This window comes from Lentzea sp., assembly GCF_036380075.1.
Classification (GTDB): Bacteria; Actinomycetota; Actinomycetes; order Mycobacteriales; family Pseudonocardiaceae; genus Lentzea.
Genome location: NZ_DASVFL010000073.1, coordinates 1 through 20,811, shown reverse-complemented (window position 1 = coordinate 20,811; position 20,811 = coordinate 1). Strand labels below are relative to the sequence as shown.

Below are 20,811 nucleotides of genomic sequence, written 5' to 3'. Positions count from 1 at the left end.
GGGACGATCAATCGGGTATCTATCCCTATCGGGTTGTGACAGATGGACTCATCTGTCACACGATTGGATGACAACTAGATAGGGGGCGTAACGCGAGTCCCTCTCAGAACGACATCTAGGAGTTGGTTGTGCCGAGCAGTGCAGGCCTCGAGAAAGCCCGGGCGTTGCTGCAGCGTGTGCCCCTCGTCGACGGTCACAACGACCTCCCCTGGGCCCTGCGGGAGCTCGGCGGCGGCACCGGCGGGGACGTCCGCTCGACCGTCGCGGCGGTCGATCTCCTGGAACGTCATCCCAGCCTGCACACCGACGTCGTGAAGATGCGCGAGGGCGGTCTGGGCATGCAGTTCTGGTCCGTCTGGATCCCCACGAAGCTGGCCGGGGACGGAGCGGTCACCGCCGTCCTGGAGCAGGTCGAGCTGGTCTACGAGCTGGCAGAGCGGTACTCCGGGCACCTCGGCGTCGCGACCACCGCCGCCGAAGCTGAGAAAGTTTTCGCATCCGGGCGTGTCGCGTCCCTCCTCGGCGCCGAGGGCGGACATTCCATCAACTCTTCACTCGGCGTCCTGCGCGCGCTGCGCCGGCTGGGCGTCCGGTACATGACGCTCACCCACAACGACAACACGCCGTGGGCCGACAGCGCCACTGACCAGCCGGAACACGGCGGGCTGACCGAGTTCGGCCACGACGTCGTGCGCGAGATGAACCGGATCGGCATGCTCGTCGACCTCAGCCACGTCGCGCCCAGCACCATGCACGCCGCGCTCGACACGACGGTCAAGCCGGTCATCTTCAGCCACTCGTCCTGCCGGCACGTCGCGGACCACCCGCGCAACGTCCCGGACGACGTCCTGGGAAGGCTGAAGGACAACGGCGGTGTGGCCATGATCACATTCGTTCCGAGTTTCGTCTCACCTGGTTTCGCTGAATGGGACGCATCTCTTCGTGAAGCCATGACGGCCGCGGGGGAGAACCACGCCGACCTCGACGCCCGCAAGGTGTTCGGCGAGCGGTGGGCGGCCGAGCACCCGGCACCGACCGCGACGCTCGACGACGTCGTCGCGCACGTCGAGCACGCGCGCGAGGTCGTCGGCGTCGACCACATCGGCATCGGCGGCGACTACGACGGCGTCCCGGGGCTCCCGGACGGGCTCGAGGACGTCTCGACCTACCCGAAACTCTTCGGCGCCTTGCTGGACAGGGGCTGGTCCGAGGACGACCTCACCAAGCTCGCCGGGGCGAACGTCCTGCGCGTCCTGCGCGACGCCGACAGCTAGGAAAGCGCTCGCCGCGGAAGTGCGCGGCGAGCAATATATTGGATATCGGTCGGCGTCAGGGCTGGCGCTGGCCGAACAGCGTGACCCCCACGGGCGGCAGGCCCACGGCGGTCGCCATCAGCTCGTAGAACGCGGTGCCGTGCTCGGCGAGCTCACCGTCGAGCGCGGTCCACGACGCGCGCAGCTCCAGGTCGTCCGTGCGGGCCGGTCCGGCGATGTCGCCGAACCGCGCGGACGACGTCTGCGTCACGGTCCCGCCCAGCGCGGTGAACCCCGCCCCGGACTGCTCGAGCGCCTCGGTCAGCCACGACCACCCGACCTCGGGCAGCAGCGGGTCGGACGCGAGCTCGTGGTCCAGTTCGACGCGCACGTACGCCACGACGCGCAGGACACCGCCCCACGCCTCGTCGCCGTCCGGGTCGTGCAGCAGCACGAGCCGTCCCGTCGACAGCTCGTCCGACGGACCGGTGACCTCCGCCGTCAGCGCGTAGGCCCACGGGGCCAGCCGCTGCGGCGGGCGAACCTCGGTGAGTTCGATCTCGGGCCTGTGGCGAACCGACTTGAGCGTCCCCACCGCCCGGCGGAAGATTTCCGGCTCGGTCACGCAACTGACTGTATGCCTCGCAATCCGGCCGAGTGACGGCGGCACGCCGGGACGTGGGACCATGAAAGAGATATGAACGCACAAGCCCCCCTTCTCGTGGCCGCTCGTGGCGGCACCCCGTCGCACACCCCTGTCTGGTTCATGAGGCAGGCGGGACGGTCGTTGCCCGAGTACCGGGCGCTCCGCCAGGGCACCGCGATGCTCGACGCGTGCATGGACCCGGAGATGGTCCGCGAGATCACCATGCAGCCGGTCCGGCGGCACGGGGTCGACGCCGCGATCCTCTTCTCCGACATCGTGGTGCCGCTCAAGGCGGCCGGTGTCGACCTCGACATCGTCGCGGGCACCGGTCCCGTGGTCGCGCACCCCGTGCGGACGCTCGCCGACGTGCAGGCGCTGCCCGAGCTGCACGCCGAGCAGGTCCAGCCGGTCGCCGACGCGATCGGGTTGCTGCTCAAGGAACTGCCCTCCGAGGTCGCCCTGATCGGGTTCGCCGGAGCGCCGTTCACGCTGGCCTCCTACCTCGTCGAGGGCGGGCCCAGCAAGAACCACGAGCGCACCAAGGCGCTCATGCACGGCAACCCCGAGCTGTGGCACGCGCTGCTCGCGAGGATCGCCGACGTGACGGCGGCGTTCCTGCACGCCCAGCTCGACGCGGGCGTCCACGCGGTCCAGCTGTTCGACTCGTGGGCGGGCGCGCTGTCCGAGCGCGACTACCGCGAGTTCGTGCTGCCGCACTCGAAGCGCGTGCTGGAGACCATCACGACGGTGCCGCGCATCCACTTCGGCGTCGGCACGGGCGAGCTGCTGCCCGCGATGCGCGAGGCCGGCGCGGACGTCGTCGGCGTCGACTGGCGCATCCCCCTCGACGTCGCCGTGCGGCGCCTGGAGCAGGCGGCTCCCGAGCTGCCGAAGCCGGTCGTGCAGGGCAACCTGGACCCGGCGCTGTTCTTCGCGGGCTTCGACGCCGTCGAACGCGAGGTGCGCCGCATCCACGCCGAGGGCAGGGCGGCCGCGGGCCACATCTTCAACCTCGGCCACGGCGTGCTGCCGGACACCGATCCGGAGATCATCACCCGGACCGTCGAACTGATCCACAGCTTGTAATGCACGCCAGAGCGCCGCACGTCGCCATCGTCGGGGGAGGGGTCTCCGGCCTCGCCGCCGCGCACCGCCTGAGGATGCTGCTCGGACCGGACGCCCGGATCACCGTCGTCGAGCAGTCCGACCGCCTCGGCGGCAAGCTGCGCACCGCCGAGCTCGGCGGCGTGCGGTTCGACGTGGGCGCGGAGGCGTTCCTGCACCGCAAGCCCGAGGCGCAGGAGCTGATCGCCGAGATCGGCCTGGGCGGCCACGTCGTGCACCCCACGGGCGCCAAGGCGTCGGTCCACGCGGCCGGGCGCACGCACCAGCTGCCCGCCCACACGTTCATGGGCGTCCCGGCGAGCGTCGAGAGCGTGCGGCCCCTGCTGTCGTCCGAGGGCGCGCTGCGGGTCGAGATGGAACCGACGCTGCCCCCGGTCGCGCTCGACGGCGGCGACGTCTCCGTCGGCGCGCTGATGAAGGACAGGTTCGGCCCCGAGATCGGCGACCGGCTCGTCGGCCCGCTGCTGGGCGGCGTCTACGCGGGCCGCGCGGACGAGCTCGGCCTGCGCGCCACGATGCCGCAGATCGCGACGCTGCTGGACAAGGGCGTCGGCTCGCTGCTCGCGGCCGCCGCGATGATGATGCCCGCGCCGCCGCAGCCGCGTGCCGCGCGTCCGCCGGTGTTCGCCACCCTGGACGGCGGCGTGTCGTCGCTCGTCGACCGGCTCGCCGAGGTCGCGCGGCCCGAGGTCCGGCTGGGCCTGCCGGTGCGCGTGCTGTCGTGGCTGGGCAGCGGCTGGCGGCTGGAGATCGGGTCCGCCGCGACCCCGGAGTACCTGGAGTGCGACGGCGTCGTGCTCGCCGTCCCGGCGCCGTCCGCGCGCAAGCTGCTGCACGAGATCGCGCCGCAGGTGTCCGCCGCCTACGGCAAGGTCGAGGTCGCTTCGATGGCCGTCGTCGCGCTGGCGCTGCCGCCGGGCACGGAGCTGCCGGACCGCTCCGGGATCCTGATCGCCGAGGGCGAGCGCTACAGCGACCGCATCACCCCGTTCACCGCCAAGGCCTTCACGTTCTCCAGCCGCAAGTGGGCGCACTACGGCGAGCCGGTGATCCTGCGCGGCTCGGTCGGCCGTCACGGCGAGACGGCGCTGTTGCAGCGCAGCGACGCCGACCTGGTCAAGGCCGTGCGCAACGACCTGCACGAGCTGACCGGGATCAAGGCCGCGCCGATCGACTCCGTGGTGCAGCGCTGGGGCGGGGGCCTGCCGCAGTACGGCGTCGGCCACGTCGACCTGGTGGACACCATCGAACGCGGCATCGCCGAGGTCCCCGGCCTCGCGGTGGCCGGCGCCACGCTGCACGGGGTGGGTGTGCCGGCGTGCATCGCGACCGCCGACGCGGCCGCCGCCCGTGTCGCAGCACACCTGCTGGGCCGCGTTCGCCGCTGAGGGGCGCGTGCCAAGATGGAGTCATGGCGCGCCTGAACTACAACGAGCTCAACGACACCATCCGCTACACGATGTGGTCGGTGTTCCGGGTCGAACCCGGCAGGCTGCCGGAGGACCGGTCGGCGGCCGCCAGCGAGACGCAGGACTACCTGGACGCGTTGGAGGGCAAGGGCGTCGTCGTCCGCGGCGTCTACGACGTGGCCGGTCTGCGCGCCGACGCCGACTTCATGATCTGGTGGCACGCCGAGGAGATCGAGCAGGTGCAGCAGGCCTACACGGGCTTCCGCCGCACGCCGCTCGGCAAGGTCTCCACGCCGGTCTGGTCGCAGGTCGCCCTGCACCGCCCCGCGGAGTTCAACCGCAGCCACATCCCCGCGTTCCTCGCGGGTGAGGAGGCGCGCAAGTACATCTGCGTGTACCCGTTCGTGCGGTCCTACGAGTGGTACCTGCTGCCGGACGAGGACCGCCGCAAGATGCTGGCGGACCACGGCAAGGAAGCCCGCGACTTCCCGGACGTGCGCGCGAACACCGTCGCGTCGTTCGCGCTCGGCGACTACGAGTGGCTGCTCGCGTTCGAGGCGGACGAGCTGCACCGCATCGTCGACCTCATGCGCCACCTGCGCGGCACCGAGGCGCGGCTGCACGTGCGCGAGGAGATCCCCTTCTACACCGGCACCCGCGTTCCGGCGGCCGAGCTGGTGCTCAACCTGCCGTAGCGGCGGGGGAGGGCCGTCCCGCGACGGCCCTCCCGGTCGTCAGCTCAGCCGGTGGGCGCGGATCACCGTCACCTCGGACGTGCCGCCCCTGGCGTCGGCGGTGGTGGCCTTCAACGACACCCACCGCGCTCCCGCCGGGTGGTAGACCAGCGCGCTGTCGCCGACCACACCCGCCGGACGCCACGTCTTGCCGTCGTCGTGCGAGTACTGCACGCCGGTGACGCGCACCGCACCCGTGTCGCCCTGCGACTGCGTGGACAACCCGATGCGTTGCAACGTGCCCGCGGGCACCGCGCCGTTCGCGTCGAGCTTCGGCGCGAACCGCACGACCGACAGCGGCAACGCGTCGGTCCTGCCCTCGGTACCGGTGGACCTGAACGTCCACGTCCCCGACACCTCGGTGCTGAACGCGAACTGCGAGCTCCGGTCGAGGCTCACCTCGGCGCGGAAGTCCCCCGGCGCCGGCGGCACCTTCTCGAAGATCCCGCTCGTCGACGCGACCTCACCGAGCAGCATCCCGTTGCGGTAGAGCGCAGTGTGCGCACTGTCCACAGTGGAGTACCCGGTGCCGTTGCCCGCATCGCTCAGCAAGGGGAGGCTGAAGGTCAGCGTTCCCCCGCGGCGGTGGGCTGACGGGAACGACGACTCGGGCAACCCCGGCGAGTACACCGGCCGGTTCTCCCGCTCCTGGTACGTCCGCCCGGCCTGGTACGTGCGGAACCCGGAGGTGACCTGCTCCACGGCACCGTTGGGGTGGGTGTTCAGCACGAACGACTGCCAGCGCAGGCCCTCGGTCGTCACGTAGTCGACAACCTTGCCGCTCTCCGGCGCCCGGTAGAGAAGACCGCCGCCGTAGAGACCGAGCGACGACGCCGGGAGCTCGCCCTTCAGGGCCGTGCTGCCGGGCGCGAGTCCGCCGATCGTGGCCTCGACGCGGGCCAGGTCCTCCTTCCGCGGTGCGCGCGTCAGCCCGGTCGGCAGGCTGCCGCCGACCGGGTAGGACAGCCGGAAGTACGTGCCGGCCTCGGCGGCGTCGGCCTGGAGCGTCACCAGGGACGCCATCTCCGCCGACGACAGCGGTCCACCGCCCTGGGCTGTGCGGATGCCGTCGAAACCGCCGTGCACGACCGTCGTCGACGCCACCGTCCGGCTGCCGAGCGTGCGCCGCCACGCGAGCTCGCCGACCACGGAGCTCCCGGGGGCTTCCGGCGGTATGATGGACAACGGCTTCGCGAGGCGGGCGTCCTGCGTGATCGCGGTGTCGGCGGTGAGCACCACGTTCGGCTGCACCAGCAGGTCCAGGCCCTCGTCCGAGCCGATCGACGTCTCCAGCACGTAGGTGCCCCTCGGCAGGCGGATCTTCAGGTCGCCCGCGGTGTCGAGCACCTGCACGACGGAGTTGTCGAGGCCGACGAGGAACGTGGACGAGCTCGCCGGGTCCTGCCCGTCGCGGTCGGTGAGGTCGACCGCGAGCGTGTAGCGCTCCTCCTCGCGGTCGATGGCGACGAGCGTGCGGACGGTGTGCGTGCCGGAGGTCGCGACGACCTCACCGCTGAACGTGCCGTCCTGGGTCCCGGCACGGGTGTCGCCGATGACGTCGACCGACGCGGTGCCGCCGGCCGGGACCGTCACCTTCGAGGCGCTCAGCGCGAGCACGCCCCGAGGTGCGGTGCCGGTGAGCACCAGGTCGAGCGTGACCGCCGCCCCGGTCGGGTTGGTGTAGGTGATCGGCCTGATCTCCGGCTTGTCGTCGTCGTGCGGCCACTCGTGCTTGCCGAGGTTGACCGTGGCGTCGCCGGTGAGCACCTGGTCGATCGCCTTGGACACGTCGATGCGCCCGGCGCCCTGGTCGAACGCGCTCACACCGGCCGTCGGCTTGGCGGTGGTGGTGAGGGCCGACTTGACCTGTGCAGGGGTCCACTCCGGGTGTTCCTGGCGCAGGAGAGCCGCGGCGCCCGCCACGTGCGGGGTGGCCATGGACGTGCCGCTCGCCGCGACGTGCCCGCCGTTCGTGCCGGCGGCCGCCGCGACGATGCCGACGCCCGGCGCGGTCACCTCCGGCTTGAGCCCGCTGTCCCCGGCACGCGGTCCCTTGCTGGAGAACGAGGCGAGCTGGTCGTCGCGGTCGACGGCGCCGACGGACAGCGCGGCTTCGGCCGTGCTCGGCGAGCCGACCGTGCCGGGGGAGCCGGAGTTGCCCGCTCCGATGACGAACAACGCGCCGTACTGCGCCGTGAGCTCGTCGACGGCCTGTTCGACCGGGTCCACCTCCGGTGTGTCCGGGCCGCTGAGGCTCATGTTGACGACCCGGGCGCCCTGCTCGACGGCCCAGCGCATGCCCTCGATGACCGCCGAGTCCTGGCAACCGCGCGCGGTGCACACCTTGGCGTCGAGCAGCTGGGCGCCGGGGGCCACGCCGCCGTACTGCGCGCCGTGACTCGCGACCGTGGCGCCGACGTGCGTGCCGTGACCGATGTTGTCGGTGTTGTCGGGGTCGGTGGTGAAGTTCTTCTCGGCGACCTGCTGACCCGCGAGGTCGGGGTGCTTCTCGTCGACACCGGTGTCGACGACGGCCACCTTGATCCCCTTGCCGGTGATGCCGCGCTCGTGGGCGGCCGGCGCGCCGATCTGCGCGACCGACCGGTCGAGGGTCGGCCTGCGGAGGCCGTCGAGCCAGATCTTGTCCCCGGAGAGCCGCAGGGCGTTCCAGTCGCCCGCGCTCCGGGTGCCGGTCCTCCCGCGGCCGTTCACGATCAACGGCGACCGGTCGCGGTAGCCGAAGTCGAGCAACGTGGTCACGTCGAAGAGCCTGCGGTCGAGCCGGCCCGCCGCCAGGGGCCCGAACGCGTCTGCGGGGATGACCAGTGTGTGTCCGTCGGGTCCTTCGAGCGTTCGGAACCTGGTCGTGCCGCGGCCCTCGCCGGGCTGGATCGCGACGACCTGCTGACCTGGTCCGAGGAGGACCCGGTCGCCGGTGACGAGGGTGACCTCGTCGACCGCCTTCTGCGGTGGGACGGCCGGTGGTGCGGCCGTGGCGGCCGGCGCCGCTGCCAGGGCGAGCGCCGTCACGGCACCCAGCACTTTTGCTTTTCCGCGCATTCGAGTCCCCTCGTGGGCCGAATTCACCGCGCGTTGTGGTCCGCGCAGGCCGGAAGGCCTTCCGCGGTAATGCGAAGGCAATCGAAAAAGCCCCCCGACGGTTTCGAACGTATCGAGGGGCGGCTGGAGCCACACAGAGCTGAACGGACGATTCCGGCCGGTCCGTTCGACTGTCAGTTCGTTCGCCAGAACTTCCAGTACGACTTGCGGCTTTCCGCCAGCTCGCCCGAAGCGCGGCACCATTCCGCGAACCGCGCGGCGTCCTCGCGTGCGCGGGAACCCGTCCGACGTGGGTTTTCGACCGCGTAGGCGTCGAAGAGCGGCTGGAACCGGTCGCCCAGCTCGTCGGCCACGGAGGGACCCAGCATCCGCGCGACGCTGCGCCGTTTGGACAGCAGAGCGCGGCGTTCGACGGCAAGCCGTCGTTCGTCGAATCCGGCCGGGGCGGGACCGTTGGCGAGCAATGCGTTCAACAGGGCCGCCTGTTGAGACGCGAGCCTTTCGCGCGCGGCCGCGGCGTCGCTCATTTCAGCCACGGTGTTTGTCCACGACGGCGCGGATCGCGGCCAGTTCGGACGCGATTTCGGTGTCGGACGGGTAGTTGTCGTCGCGCTCCAGCAGAACGCCCGGCGGATTCACCCGCGAACAGAGTTCGTCGAGCACCCCGAGCACTTCCGGCAGGACCGCGTGCGCGTGCGTGTCGTGGTAGACCTCGCCGTGCTCGACGCCGCCGGCGACGTGCACGTAGGCCAGGCGCTCCAGCGGGATCTCGTCGAGGAACCGCTCGGGGTCCGTGCCGATGTTGCGGGCGTTGGCGTAGAGGTTCGCGACGTCGACGAGCAGCCAGCAGTCCGTGCGCTCGACGAGCTCGGCCAGGAACTCGCCCTCGGACAGCTCGCCGTCCGGCCACTCCAGCAGCGCGGCGACGTTCTCCAGGGCGAGCGGCACCGGCAGGTTCCGCTGCGCCAGCGTGACGTTCTCGACGAGCACGTCCAGCGCGTCCCTGGTGCGGGGCACCGGCATCAGATGGCCGGAGTCGAGCCCGCCGGCCCGGACGAAGCACACGTGGTCGCTCACCATCGGCGCGCCGACGGCCTCGGCCACCGCGCCCAGGTGCTCGACGCGGCCCATGTCGAGCTCCTCCGCGCCGCCCAGCGACAACGACACGGCGTGGGGGAGGACCGGGATGCCGCGCTCCAGCAGCAGCGTCACCGACTCCGGCAGGTGTCCGATGTGGAGGTTCTCGGCGACGACCTCGACGAAGTCCACGCCGGGCAGCCGTTCCACGGTCAGGTCGATCTCCGAACGCCAGCCGATGCCGACGCCCAGGTCCTTGATCCCCGCCATCAGTCGCCTCCTCCGCCACCGCAGCCACCGCCGCCGCCACAACTGCTGCCGCCTCCGCCGCAGCTGTGGCCACTGCTACCACAACTGTGGCTGTGGCTGCTGCCGCAACCGGTGCTGCCGCAGCTGCTGTAGCTCGCCACCGCCGCCCCGCACGAGGCGCCGCCCCTGGCGGAGGACCTCCGCTTCTTCTTCTGCTTGAGCGGGATGGACCTCGCCACGTCCTTGGGCAGGTCGAAGAGGTCGCCGACCTCCTGGGTGCCGACCTTGCCGGTGAAGCCGTACAGCGCCACCGCGAACACCCGGTCGCTCGCGGTCGCGCTCCGCAGCGCCGCCCTGCCCGCTCTGGTGACCGGTTTGCGGCCGCGCAGCCAGATCCCCATCAGCAGGAAGCTCGCCGCGCCGACGAGCGCCCACGGGCTCTGGAAGCTGACCGCGACCAGCACGACCGCCATCGCGAGGAGGAACCACCACGCGGCGTTGCGGGGCCGGGGCCGCTGCATGAGCCCGTCGTCGAGCAGCTGCTGGTGCAGCGCCCTGACCTCCGTGCCGGACGAGGTGATCTTCACCGCGGACTTCAGCGAGACCGGCGTCCGCGTCTGGTTCAGCAGGCGCGCCTCCACCGCCGTGGTCGCGCCCTGGCGGCTCTGGTGGACGGCGGAGACCCGGTTGTCACGCGACACCCTGAGCAGGCCGGCGTCGAGCAACCGGGCCAGTGCCGCCTCGGTGGCCCTGCCGGGACCCGCGGCGAGGAAGCCGATCTGCTCGGGGGTGAACCGCGTTCCCCGTGTCGTCGTCGGTGTGACCATCGTTCCCCCTCAGCTGCTGGAGCTGCTGCAACTACTGCTACTGCTGCTGCAACTCGAACTGCTGCAGCTACTGCTGCTGGAACAACTGCTGCTGCTCGAACAGCTGCTGGAGCTGCCGCAGCTGCTGCTGGAGCAGTTCGACGAGCTGGAGCACCCGCTCGTGTGGTCGTAGTAGTCGTAGGTGGTGCTGCCGCAGCTGCCGCCACTGTTCGTAGTGGACCTTCGCGGGCGCTTCCCGCCCCGGTTCAGGCCGTGCAAGGCTACGACGTCCGCGCCACCGCGCTGGTTCCGCAACGCGTGCACCACCACGCTCTTGCCCTGTGCGGTGAGCCGGCCCCTGTCGCGCAGCAGGAAGACCAGCAGCAGCAACAAAGCCGTCAAAAGGACGATTCGCCCGTCGACCGCGATGATGGCGATCAGGGACAGCGCCGCGAGGACGACCAGCAGCACCCGCAGGGCGCGGATGCCGCCGCGGGGCTTACCCCAGCTCGCCCGCACCACCCCGCGGGCGACCAGGCTCTGATGCAGCCCACCGACCTCGTGGCTCGCCGCCGACACGGGCACGAGCTGGCGCAGCGGACGTGCGGCGCCGTGCAGTCCGGAGAGGACGTACGCCTCGATCGGAGTGGTGGCGCCGTGGTCGTTCTGGTGGACGGCGGTCACGAGGCCCTCGCGGGAGACGCGCACGAGACCGCCGTCCATCAACCGGGCCAGCGCGGCCTCCACCGCCCTGCCCGGACCCCCTGCCAGGAACCCGATCTCCTCCGCCGTCCAGACGACCTGGTGCGGTGTCGAAGTGGTGGCCATCAGCACTCCCCTCACTGAGCCGGTGCACCTTCGACGTGAGATCTACCCCTGGGTTCCTGGTGTTACCTGACGAGAACCGGAAACGCGGTCAGCTGCCGCCGCCGCACCCGCCACCGCAGCCGCCGCCCCCGCCGCAGCTGCTCCCGCTCGAACACGAGGAAGAGCTGGACGAACACGAGCTGTAGCTGCCGCTCGAGCTGCTGTACCCCGCGCCGGATCCCGAGGAGGCGAGCAGGGAGCTGCGCACCGCGAGGTCCGGGTAGACGGTGAGGCCGCCGAAGAGGACGAGGCCGGCCGCGCCCGCGTAGAGGGCCTCGTCCGGCATCGCCGACCGGCTGCGGGAGGTGCGCGCCTCGTCGAGGACGCGGTTGCCCTTGCCGGTGCGGACGTGCTTGCCACCGCGTGTGAGGACCAGGATCAGCAGGCCGGTGAGGACGAGCTGGAGGGTCAGCCACCCGACGGGCGCGTCGATCGCGATGCCGTTGCCCCAGCGGACGACGCCGATCGCGAGCAGCACCCACAGCGCGATGGATCCCTTGCGCCGTGCGCTCTTCGCGGCGTCCGCGGTGATGACCAGGCCCATCTCCTCCAGGCGCCGGCCGATCGAGGTGACGGCCTCGTCCTGGGCGACCGCCGGGACCAGGAGGCTCACGGTGCGGTTGGTGTAGCGCTGGGCGTCGGTGACGACGGCGCGGTCCACCGCGTTGCGCGAGCTGGTGTCGGCAGTGGCCTGAACGGTGCCACGGCGGGAAGTGCGGAGCTCGCCCGCGGTCAGCAGCCGCGCGAGCGACGTCTCGACGACGCGCCGCGGGCCGCCCGCGAGGTACGCGAGCTCGTCCATGTCCAGGGAACGCACGGGCTGCTCACCACGACCAGCTCGTGCGCGTACCCGGACGACTATCGCGACCAGCACCGCCAGTGCCAGCCCGATCCAGTACAGCTGGAGGAACTCCGGTCCGGACAACCCCCAAGGCCTCTGCATGCGACCCACCCCCTGACTGCCCCGAAGATGCTTCGGTGAAGTCCATGGTGTGGTCCGGGCCACATGCTCACAAGGTCTGTTGACGAAGCCTTAGGGTTGCCCGTCCTCCGTCACTTGCGGTGGCCGGTGCTCACTCCGCGAGCCCGGCCGCCGACGTCAGCTCGACGAGCCGCCGTCGACTCCGCCGGAGCCTTCGCCATCGGTGCCGAAGCGGTGCATGGTGCCTCCCAGTTCGGTCCGGCTCGTGCTGAACCGGACTCCGGAGCCCAGTCTCCTATTCGGACGGAACCAGTTTCAAGGAGACGGAGTTGATGCAGTAGCGCTGGTCCGTCGGCGTGGGGTACCCCTCACCTTCGAAAACGTGCCCGAGGTGGCTGTGGCATGTGGCGCAGAGCACTTCGACGCGCTTCATGCCGAGGGCGCGGTCCTCGCGCAGGATGATCGCCTCGCCGGCCAGCGGCGAGAAGAACGACGGCCAGCCGCAGTGCGAGTCGAACTTGGTGTCGCTGCGGAACAGTTCGGCGCCGCAGGCGCGGCACTCGTAGACGCCCTCGGTCTTGGTCTCGGTGTACTCGCCCGTCCACGGGCGCTCGGTGCCTGCCTGGCGCAGCACCGCGTACTCGGCGGGGTTCAGCTGGGCGCGCCATTCCTCTTCGGAACGCACGACCTTGGGGGTGGTGCCGACAACAGGTTCCATGTCTCTTTATAACTCCGCCCGTGCCGCTGGGCTTCCCGGCCGCGGTCGCCCGTGTGCGGCCGTAAGACCCCGTTAAGGAGTGGTTCGGATCAGAACATGATGGCGAGGATGTCGCCGAGGGCGAACCAGATCGTGAGGATGACACCGAGCAGGATCAGGCCGACGACGATGACGGCGACGAGCCGCTGGTGCCCGGTCGTGCGGTTGGCCGAGTCGGCGAAGTCCCGGACGCCGTCCAGGTAGCCCTCGACGGTGTAGCCGGGGCCCTGCCGCTTCATCCGGTCCAGGTGTGCGGCGAAGGCCTTCGTCTCGGGGTCGTGCGGGTCGAGGCCGATCAGTTCCTCCTCGAACTGCTCGCGCTCGTCCTTCGATTCGCCCATAACCCCCAGCTTAATGGCTGAGGGTCATGATTTCGGTGTGGCGGACGTCAGCTCGCCACGGCGAGTGACGGCCGCACGGCGCCGACCGCGCGCCCGTGCCCGAGGACCGGCACGGTGGCGAGGTCCTCGATCGCGCTCACGTCCACGCCGAGCCGCTTGAGCACGGCCACGACGACGACCGCCCGCGCCCGCGACGACCCGTCGGCGATCTTGAGCGCCACGCCCTCGCCGGTGGGCAGGCCGACCGCGTAGACGCCCTCGGCGCCGTCCTTGGCGATGACGCCGGGCAGGGCGCTCATCAGCTCCGTGACGTCGCGGCCGGTGCCGCCGACCCACTGCGGGTGGGTGTTCATGGCGGTGGCGACGCGGTGCTCCAGGGTGCCCTCCGGCGCGCTGGCCAGGCGACCGAACGCCCTGGCGAGACCGGTGAGGCTGATGGCGAAGATCGGGGCGCCGCAGCCGTCGACGCCGACCTGGGCGACGGGCTCGCCGGCCAGGTCCTCGATCGTCTCGCGGGTCGCGACCTGCAACGGGTGCGCCGGGTCGAGGTAGCTGTCCGTCGGCCAGCCGTTGGCGACGCAGGTGGCGAGCATGGCGGCGTGCTTGCCGGAGCAGTTCATGTACTTCGGGGCGGCGCCGAGGCCGAGGGCCAGGTGCCGGGCGCGGGCCTGTTCGCCGATCGGCAGGTCGGGGGTGCACTGGAGGGCGTCCTCGCCGAGACCGGCCGACGCCAGGATCCGCAGCGCGCCCTCGACGTGGAAGTCCTCGCCCGAGTGCGAGGCGCAGGCCAGGGCGAGCAGCTCGCCGTCGAGGTCGAGGCCGCTGCGCAGCATCGCGAGGGCCTGCAGGGGCTTGTTGGACGACCGCGGGAACGCGACGTCGTCAGGCCGCCCGACGGACAGCACGGGGGAGCCGGACGCCTCCGTCGCGACGACGGTGCCGTGGTGCACCGACTCCAGGAAGTCGCCCCGCCAGACCTCGGCCAGCACCTCGTGTCCCATCGTCACCCTCCTCGCCGCGCGGAAACTGCCAACTGTCGACAGTTGACACGTTCGCTAGCTTATCGGGTGGACGGCCGGTGCCGTCCAGATCAGGAGACGAAGGTGACACCCCCTCTGCACCTCAGCCTCGCCGGGCAGGCCGTCGACGTGCTGCGCGAGCAGGTGCTGACCGGGGTGATCCCGCCCGGCTCGCGGGTCAACGAGGTCGAGGTGGCGCAGCAGCTCGGCATCAGCCGCGGCCCGTTGCGCGAGGCGATCCGGCACCTGGCCTCCGAGCGGCTGCTCACGCTCGTGCCCCACCGCGGCGCGTTCGTGCCCGACGCCGACGCGAGCGACGTCCGCGCCCTGTTCGAGCTGCGCACCGCCCTGGAGTGCGCCGCGGCGGAACTGGCGGCGTCGCGCCGGACCGACGTCGACCTGGTGCGGTTGCACGAGGTCTGCGCCGAGAGCCGCCGCAACTACAAGGCCGGGCAGCCGTTCCCGTACCGGTTGGACCTCGCCTTCCACCAGGCGCTGCTGGACGCGGCCCGCAGTCCGCACATCGCCGAGCAGGTGCGGCTCGTGCAGCAACGCGTGGTGCTCCTGCGCAGTGCGCTCGAAGACGACCCGCCGCACCAGCACGCGTCGATGGACGACCATGACGAGCTCGTGAAGGCAGTCGAGGACGGGGACGCGGCGCGCGCGTCGACCGTGATGCGGCGCCATCTCTCTCGTGTGTGCGCACAGATGCTGACGAGCCTCAACCGCTAATTTCTGCGTTATGACGTTCGGCGCCCGCCTTGTGCACCACCGCAGGACCGCCGGGCTCAGCCAGGAGGAGCTCAGCGCCCGGTCCGGGGTCAGCGTCCGCGCGATCAGCGACATGGAACGCGGCCGGGCCCGGTCGCCGCAGCGGCGCACGACCGAGGCCCTCCTCGACGCGCTCGGCCTCGACGAGCCGGGCCGGGAGGAGATGCGCCGGCTCGCCCGGTCGGGCAGGGCGGCGCTGCCGGTCTGCTCGTTGCCGATGTACGTGGCGGATCTGGTCGGGCGGGACGCCGAGCTCGACGCCATCGCGTCGGCGTGCGGCGGGCTCGTGGTGGTCCACGGGGCCGCGGGGACCGGCAAGACGAGCCTCGCCGTGCGGGCCGCGCACCTGCTGGAGGCGCGTTTCCCGGACGGGCAGCTGCTCGTGGAGCTGGACGGGGCGGCGCCGCCGCTCGAACGGTTGCTGAAGGACCTCGGTGTCCCGGCGGAACACATGCCGGAGGACGTGCACGGTCAGACGCGCCTCTACCGGTCGTTGGTGGCGGGGAAGCGCTTCTTGGTCGTGCTCGACAGTGCGCGCACAGAGGAGGAGGTGCGCACACTCCGGGCCGAACCGGGCTGCCTCACGATCGTGACGTCCCGGCACCGCCTCGCCGGCCTCACGGGTGCCACGTGGCTCCGGCTGGGCGGGCTGACGGAGGACGCGGCCGTCGAGCTGCTCTCGTCGATCGTCGGCGCCGCCCGTGCGGCCGAGGACGCCGCCACCGCGCGGAAGCTGGTCGAGCTGTGCGGACGGCTGCCGCTCGCGGTGCGGATCGCGGGCAACCGGCTCGCCAGCCGCCCGCGCTGGCCGGTGCGGCACCTGGTGGAGCAGATCGAGGAACGCCGGCTCGCCGCGCTCACCGCGGGCGACCTGGACGTGCGGGGCGCGTTCGAGGTGTCGCTGGCGCACCTCCCGGACACCGCGCGGTTGGTGTTCCGCCGGCTCGGGCTGCTCGTCGGCACGAGCGTCACGCCGGACCTCGCCGCCGTGCTCGCGGGCATCGGCGTCGAGGAGGCCACACAGGCGTTGGAGGACCTCGCCGACGTGAGCCTGCTCGAACCCGACGACCGCGGGTACTCGATGCACGCTCTCGTGCGGACGTTCGCCAACGGCCTGATCGACGCCACCGACGACGACGCACACCGCGCGATGATCGCCTGGCTGTTGGAAACGACTGTGGCCGCAGGGGTGTTGTTCGGGCAGACGGGCGACGCACGGCGCGTGCATCCGCGTGAGCAGAGGTTCGCCGACGTGCCGACGGCGAGGCGTTGGCTGGACGAACATCGCGACCTGCTGCCGGAAATCGTCGAGCGCGCACAGGCGAGAGGGCTGCACGACGACGTGGCGCGCGCTGTGATCGCACTTTCGCACTACGCGGCCGTGGAACCGGGTCTGGTCTGGGAACGCGTCTACCGCGCCGCGCTCGCGTCCGCGCTGGAGCCGTGGCAGGAGGTCGTGGTCCTGGCCCAGCTCGGCTGGGTGCTGTTCGACGTCGCCGACCGGTCCGGGCCCGCGCTGGAGGTGCTGACCAGGGCGGTGGCTGTCGCCGAGTCGTCGGGGGAGACCGGCCACCTGGGCTGGGTGTGGCTCATCGCGTCGGCCGCGCACAGCGGGCTCGGTCAGGACGATGAGGCGGAACGTGTGTGTCTGCGGGCCATCGAGGCGATGCGCGAGCCTCAGGACGTGCACTACGCACGGTCCGTACTCGGCGTGTTGTGGCGGCGGATGAACCGTCCGGTGGCCGCCGTGTTGCTGCACGAAGAAGTAGCCCGAGAGCAACGCGCGTACGCACGTACGACCTACGAACTCTCCGCACTGGGTCGCACGCTCGGATGGCTCGGTCTCGCGCTGATGGACGCGGACAGGCCGGTCGAGGCCATCGCGGTGCTCACCGAGGCCGAAGACGTGTACGAGCGCGCACAGATGACGTCGTGGCGTGAGCTGACGTCGGTGCATCGCGCGGAAGCCCAACGGCTGGCCGAGCTCGATCCGCAGGGGTGAGCGTCAGCGCAGGACCGTGCTCAGGAACGCGTCCGCGTCGAACCGCTCCTTGCCCGCGGGGACGAGCCGGTGGGTGGCGGCGAGGAACTTCCGCAGCGTGGTCGCCGGGAAGCGGAACACCGTCGCGTGCCGGTCGGACAGCAGCTCCAGCACGAGGGTTCGGCCGGAGTGCGGCCGCAGTCTCACGTCGCCGTCACCGGCCGGCTTGGCCATGCCCTCGGCGAGCAGCTCCCTGCCCATGACCCAGGTGGCCACCGAGCCGCCGGAGTGGAACCGCATGGTCACCGCGAACGGGTCGTCGGCCTGGTAGATCAGTTCCGTCTCGACCGGCGCGGTGGTGCCGTTGAGCCGGACGAAGTCGAAGACGGTGCGTGACGCGACCCGCATCGGGGACTCCCTGTGGTGTTCGCCTGTGTTCACCAGAGTTCACGTAAACGGCACGGGAATGGTTCATGTTCGGGGGTTGACATCACCAATTGATTCACCGAACAGTTTTCACGTTCACTGCGCGAAGGGGCAGAACGCGGAACTTCTGCCGGTGCTTCTGCATGGTCCTTTCCCGCGGCCCGGGATTGTCTGGACGGCATGGTCACGCCGCTGCGCCCCGGTCTCGTCGGTGCCGTCGTGCGGCAGGCGGAGGGCCTGCTCGTGGGGCGTGAGCGGGAGATCGCCGCCTTGACAGACGCACTGGGCGGTGCGCGGTCGTGCGTGGTCCACGGCACGACGGGCATGGGTAAGACCGCACTGCTGGCCGTCGCGTCGTCGATCGCGGTCCGCAGCGGGTTGCGGCCGGTGCGAGGACTGCGGGCGGTGACCGGAGACGACCGGCACACCGTGCTCGTCGTGGACGACGTCGAACGGCTTTCCGCCGAGGAGACCGAGCGGCTGGCGCGGTTCCGGGGGGTGCTGGTGCTCGGCGGTGACGTCGATCCGGACCTGCTGGACGTGGTCGACGCCGTGCGCGTGCCGTTGCGGCCGCTCGACGCCCCGGCGGTGGCGGAGGTGGTGCGACGGCGGGGCGGGGTGCCGGAACTGGCGTCGCCGCTGGCCGAGTTCAGCGGCGGGGCGCCGGGCGTGGTGAGCGACGTGCTGGACCTCGGTCAGGACCTGTCGGCGGACCTGCTCCCCGGACTGCGGCTGCCGCGGCTGTTGCGGGCCGTGCGACGGAACTGGCACCAGCTGGACACCGACGCCGTGGCGGTCGGTCGCGCGGTGGCTGTGCTGGGAGATGCTCAGCTGGACGTGCTGTGCGAGGTCGCCGGGCTGGACTCGTTCCGCGCGCTGTCGGCGTTCGAACGGCTCGTCGACGCCCGGCTGGTCGTGGACGAGCCGATGCGCGTCCGCACTCCGGCGTTGCGCCACGCGATCAGGCACGAGACTCCGCCCGAGCTCCGCGACCGCCTCCACCGCTCTGCTGCCGAAGTGCTGCAACGGCGTTGCGCACCGCCTTCGGTCGTCGCGGAGCACGTCGTGGCCTGTGCCGAACCGCTCCGGACGCCGTGGGCAGGGCCGGTGCTGCACAGCGCGGCACGTCGGCACCGCGCCGCCGGACGGCCGGAGAGCGCGGTGAGGTGCCTGCGGGCCGCGCTGCGCGAGCCGTTGAGCGGGGACGTCGTGGCACGGGTGGCGGTGGGGCTGGCGGACCTCCACCTGCGCTGCGGGGTCCCGCCGCGGGCCGACGAGCTGGCGCGGCTGCGGTCGGCCGTCGACGGCGAGGCGGCCGAGTGGCTCGACGCGGTGGCGCTCGACTGGCAGTGCGGCGACCTCGGCCCGGAGCCGCGGGCCCGGCTCGTCGGCGCGGAGCGGGACTGGCTGACGGCGCTGGAGATGTGGGCCTACCGCGACCGCGGCGAGCACGCCGAGGTCGTGCGGCTCATGGGCGAGTTCGGTGAGATGTCACCTGAGCGTGGTTGTGCGGCGCTGGCAACGGGTGCGTTCGTGGCGTCCTGTGTGGACAATGGCATATCTGCCGATGCCCGGGACGTGTTGGTGCGTCTCGGGTACATGGGCGAGCTGCCGCAGTCGTGGGCGCACTCCCTGTTGCTGCATCACCGCACACGCATGCACCTCGCCCTCGGCGCATCCCGTGCGGCGGGACCGTGGGACGCGTTGACGCCGCACGAGTCGCGGATCGTGCGGCGCGTGCTGGAGGGGGCGACGAACCGGGAGATCGCGGACCGGTTCGGCGTCACGCGCCGCGCGGTCGAGCTGCACCTGACCCGCGTGTACCGCAAGGTCGGCATCACCCGGCGGGTGCAGCTGCCGCTGGTCTTCGCGAGCGGCTAGAGCAGTCCGGAGCGCAACGCCCACGCCACGGCGTGCACGCGGTTGCGCAGGCCGAACCGTTCCAGCAGCTGGTGCAGCGCGTACTTCACCGTGCGTTCGGAGCAGAACAGGCGTGCCGCGACCTCCGCAACGGTCGCGCCGTCGGCCAGCAGCCGCAGCAGCTCCCGGTCGCGGTCGTCGAGCACGGGGTCCCTGTCCTGCACCGGCTGCCCGCCGACGAGGAGCTTGACGAGGCGTTCGGCGGTGACGTCCGCGCGCCGCAAGGGGAGCGGGAGGCCGGCCTGCGCGGCGATCGACGGCGTGAGGTCGTGCACCCGTGCGGCGATCACGACGATCCTGGACGAGCCGCTGGCGCGCAGCCGTGCGGCCTGTTGCGCGCACAGTTCGTTGACCAGGGCCAGGAGGACGTGCGCGTCCGCTCTCTCCGCCACCACCCGCACCCGCGGCGAGCTCGTCAGCAGGTGGGTCACACCGGCCGCGCTGATCAGGTCGCGGGACTCCACCGCCACGCGCACCGGTTCGATGCCTGCGTCCACCAGGGCACTGCTCATGCCCCCGATCGTGCGGGGTCTTCCCGGTCGTCCACTTCGGAAAGCCGAACCCTTCCGACGAGCACCTGCCTGCCGTCCACCGACGTGCGGAACTCACCGGTCGGCCAGTGCTCGATCCTGAGCTCGTCACCGGGCAGCACGGGAGCGGTGAAGCGGGCGTGCAGCTCGGTGAAGTCCTTGCCGCGCACGGTGATCCCGAGCGTGCACAGGCCGTGCAGGATCGGCCGGTCGAACCCGGCCCGCCGCGCGAACCCGGGGTCGTGGTGCATGGGGTTCACGTCGCCGGTCTCGCGGTACCGCAACGCCTGGTCGTGGCTCGTCCGGAAGGAGGTGATCTCGGGCGCGATGTCCGGGACGGTGAACTTGCCGGTCTGGCCCCGTTCGCCGCCGAACCCGCCGTCGCCCTTGACGAAGCACGACGAGCGCGTCGTCGCGTGCTCCGACTCCCAGCGGCTCACGACGAGCGCGCCGGATCCCTTGTCGTAGATGTGCTCGACGGTCTTGGTGACGACCGCGGAACCGTCCGCGGGCAGCGGCCCGTGCAGCCAGAGGGACTGCTCGGCGTGCAGCACCCGCGTCATGTCGGCGCCGGTCAGCCCGAGCTGCGGGCCGCCGTGCTGCAACAACGGGATCGCGAACGCCGGCGAGTAGCCGCCGACCGCCGCCGCGTACACCTCGGCGTCGCCGGACGACCAGGTGCGGACCTGTCGTTCGACGACGCCGAGGATGTCGTGGTCGAGCACGTGCTAACCGCGCGTGCCGCGCACGCTGGCGTGGCCCTTGAGCAGGTTGCGCGCGATCGTGCGGCGCTGGATCTCGTCGGTGCCCTCGTAGATGCGCAGCAGCCGCAGCTCGCGGTACCAGCGCTCGACCGGCAGCTCACGGGTGTAGCCCATGCCGCCGTGGATCTGCAGCACGCGGTCGACGATCTCGTTG

At 71.5% G+C, this 20,811-nt stretch carries 21 protein-coding genes; 7 read left to right on the top strand and 14 right to left on the bottom strand.

What is annotated here, in order from left to right:
- Nucleotides 1-128 precede the first annotated feature (128 nt).
- The gene (locus VF330_RS09605; RefSeq protein ID WP_330851167.1) at nt 129-1,274 is read left to right on the top strand and encodes a dipeptidase; all 1,146 of its coding nucleotides are present in this window, start codon (nt 129-131) and stop codon (nt 1,272-1,274) included.
- A 55-nt stretch (nt 1,275-1,329) separates the two neighbouring features.
- Here the strand turns inward: VF330_RS09605 and VF330_RS09600 are convergent, their stop codons facing one another.
- Entirely contained in the window at nt 1,330-1,878 is a 549-nt protein-coding gene (locus VF330_RS09600) for a DUF3000 domain-containing protein (protein ID WP_229905701.1), read from the bottom strand.
- Nucleotides 1,879-1,950: 72 nt separating this feature from the next.
- Between VF330_RS09600 and hemE the strand changes: the two genes are divergently transcribed.
- The 3 genes from hemE to hemQ are packed head-to-tail and all read left to right on the top strand — an operon-like array spanning nt 1,951 to nt 5,128.
- Nucleotides 1,951-2,985 carry a uroporphyrinogen decarboxylase gene (hemE, locus tag VF330_RS09595; protein WP_330851166.1) on the top strand — a complete coding sequence of 345 codons (1,035 nt, stop codon included), beginning with the start codon at nt 1,951-1,953 and terminating at the stop codon, nt 2,983-2,985.
- A complete protein-coding gene (hemG, locus tag VF330_RS09590) occupies nt 2,985-4,412 on the top strand; it encodes a protoporphyrinogen oxidase (RefSeq protein WP_330851165.1) in 1,428 nt (475 codons plus the stop codon). Before hemE ends, hemG begins: the two co-directional genes overlap by 1 nt.
- A 23-nt stretch (nt 4,413-4,435) precedes the next feature.
- On the top strand, nt 4,436-5,128 hold the full coding sequence (gene hemQ, locus VF330_RS09585) for a hydrogen peroxide-dependent heme synthase (RefSeq protein ID WP_330851164.1): 693 nt from the start codon (nt 4,436-4,438) through the stop codon (nt 5,126-5,128).
- Between the two features lie 39 nt (nt 5,129-5,167).
- Here hemQ and VF330_RS09580 read toward each other — a convergent pair whose 3' ends face one another.
- The 9 genes from VF330_RS09580 to VF330_RS09540 all read right to left on the bottom strand — a co-directional run bounded on the left by VF330_RS09580 (nt 5,168) and on the right by VF330_RS09540 (nt 14,247).
- Nucleotides 5,168-8,227, bottom strand: coding sequence for a S8 family peptidase (locus VF330_RS09580; protein ID WP_330851163.1), 3,060 nt, complete (start codon nt 8,225-8,227; stop codon nt 5,168-5,170).
- Nucleotides 8,228-8,400: 173 nt separating this feature from the next.
- Entirely contained in the window at nt 8,401-8,754 is a 354-nt protein-coding gene (locus tag VF330_RS09575) for a hypothetical protein (protein ID WP_330851162.1), read from the bottom strand.
- 1 nt (nt 8,755) lies between these two features.
- Nucleotides 8,756-9,574, bottom strand: a complete 819-nt coding sequence (locus tag VF330_RS09570) for a DUF692 domain-containing protein (RefSeq protein ID WP_330851161.1) — start codon at nt 9,572-9,574, stop codon at nt 8,756-8,758.
- A complete protein-coding gene (locus VF330_RS09565) occupies nt 9,574-10,380 on the bottom strand; it encodes a TIGR04222 domain-containing membrane protein (protein WP_330851160.1) in 807 nt (268 codons plus the stop codon). The genes VF330_RS09570 and VF330_RS09565 overlap by 1 nt, the downstream gene beginning before the upstream one ends.
- Nucleotides 10,381-10,389: 9 nt before the next feature.
- Nucleotides 10,390-11,187, bottom strand: coding sequence for a TIGR04222 domain-containing membrane protein (locus tag VF330_RS09560; protein WP_330851159.1), 798 nt, complete (start codon nt 11,185-11,187; stop codon nt 10,390-10,392).
- Nucleotides 11,188-11,275: 88 nt separating this feature from the next.
- A complete protein-coding gene (locus VF330_RS09555; RefSeq protein ID WP_330851158.1) occupies nt 11,276-12,169 on the bottom strand; it encodes a TIGR04222 domain-containing membrane protein in 894 nt (297 codons plus the stop codon).
- 274 nt (nt 12,170-12,443) lie between these two features.
- Nucleotides 12,444-12,866, bottom strand: coding sequence for a peptide-methionine (R)-S-oxide reductase MsrB (gene msrB, locus VF330_RS09550; RefSeq protein WP_330851157.1), 423 nt, complete (start codon nt 12,864-12,866; stop codon nt 12,444-12,446).
- An 89-nt stretch (nt 12,867-12,955) separates the two neighbouring features.
- On the bottom strand, nt 12,956-13,246 hold the full coding sequence (locus VF330_RS09545) for a hypothetical protein (protein WP_330851156.1): 291 nt from the start codon (nt 13,244-13,246) through the stop codon (nt 12,956-12,958).
- A 47-nt stretch (nt 13,247-13,293) separates the two neighbouring features.
- The gene (locus VF330_RS09540; RefSeq protein ID WP_330851155.1) at nt 13,294-14,247 is read right to left on the bottom strand and encodes an asparaginase; all 954 of its coding nucleotides are present in this window, start codon (nt 14,245-14,247) and stop codon (nt 13,294-13,296) included.
- A 102-nt stretch (nt 14,248-14,349) separates the two neighbouring features.
- On the opposite strand from VF330_RS09540, the gene VF330_RS09535 reads away from it, so the two are divergent.
- Together VF330_RS09535 and VF330_RS09530 are read left to right on the top strand one after the other, a co-directional pair.
- Nucleotides 14,350-14,997, top strand: a complete 648-nt coding sequence (locus VF330_RS09535) for a GntR family transcriptional regulator (protein ID WP_330851154.1) — start codon at nt 14,350-14,352, stop codon at nt 14,995-14,997.
- 10 nt (nt 14,998-15,007) lie between these two features.
- Complete coding sequence (locus VF330_RS09530) at nt 15,008-17,038, top strand: helix-turn-helix domain-containing protein (protein WP_330851153.1); 2,031 nt, start codon at nt 15,008-15,010, stop codon at nt 17,036-17,038.
- 3 nt (nt 17,039-17,041) lie between these two features.
- On the opposite strand, the gene VF330_RS09525 is transcribed toward VF330_RS09530, so the two are convergent.
- Nucleotides 17,042-17,425, bottom strand: a complete 384-nt coding sequence (locus VF330_RS09525; RefSeq protein WP_330851152.1) for an SsgA family sporulation/cell division regulator — start codon at nt 17,423-17,425, stop codon at nt 17,042-17,044.
- 198 nt (nt 17,426-17,623) lie between these two features.
- On the opposite strand from VF330_RS09525, the gene VF330_RS09520 reads away from it, so the two are divergent.
- Nucleotides 17,624-19,324 carry a LuxR C-terminal-related transcriptional regulator gene (locus VF330_RS09520; protein WP_330851151.1) on the top strand — a complete coding sequence of 567 codons (1,701 nt, stop codon included), beginning with the start codon at nt 17,624-17,626 and terminating at the stop codon, nt 19,322-19,324.
- Here VF330_RS09520 and VF330_RS09515 read toward each other — a convergent pair.
- The 3 genes from VF330_RS09515 to VF330_RS09505 all read right to left on the bottom strand — a co-directional run.
- Entirely contained in the window at nt 19,321-19,875 is a 555-nt protein-coding gene (locus tag VF330_RS09515; RefSeq protein ID WP_330851150.1) for a LuxR C-terminal-related transcriptional regulator, read from the bottom strand. The two genes, VF330_RS09520 and VF330_RS09515, sit on opposite strands and share 4 nt — an antisense overlap.
- Nucleotides 19,872-20,618 (bottom strand): MaoC/PaaZ C-terminal domain-containing protein, encoded by a 747-nt coding sequence (locus tag VF330_RS09510; protein WP_330851149.1) that lies wholly within the window; start codon nt 20,616-20,618, stop codon nt 19,872-19,874. The genes VF330_RS09515 and VF330_RS09510 overlap by 4 nt, the downstream gene beginning before the upstream one ends.
- A 3-nt stretch (nt 20,619-20,621) precedes the next feature.
- On the bottom strand, nt 20,622-20,811 hold a 190-nt coding region (locus tag VF330_RS09505), incomplete at its 5' end, for an acyl-CoA dehydrogenase family protein (RefSeq protein WP_330851148.1).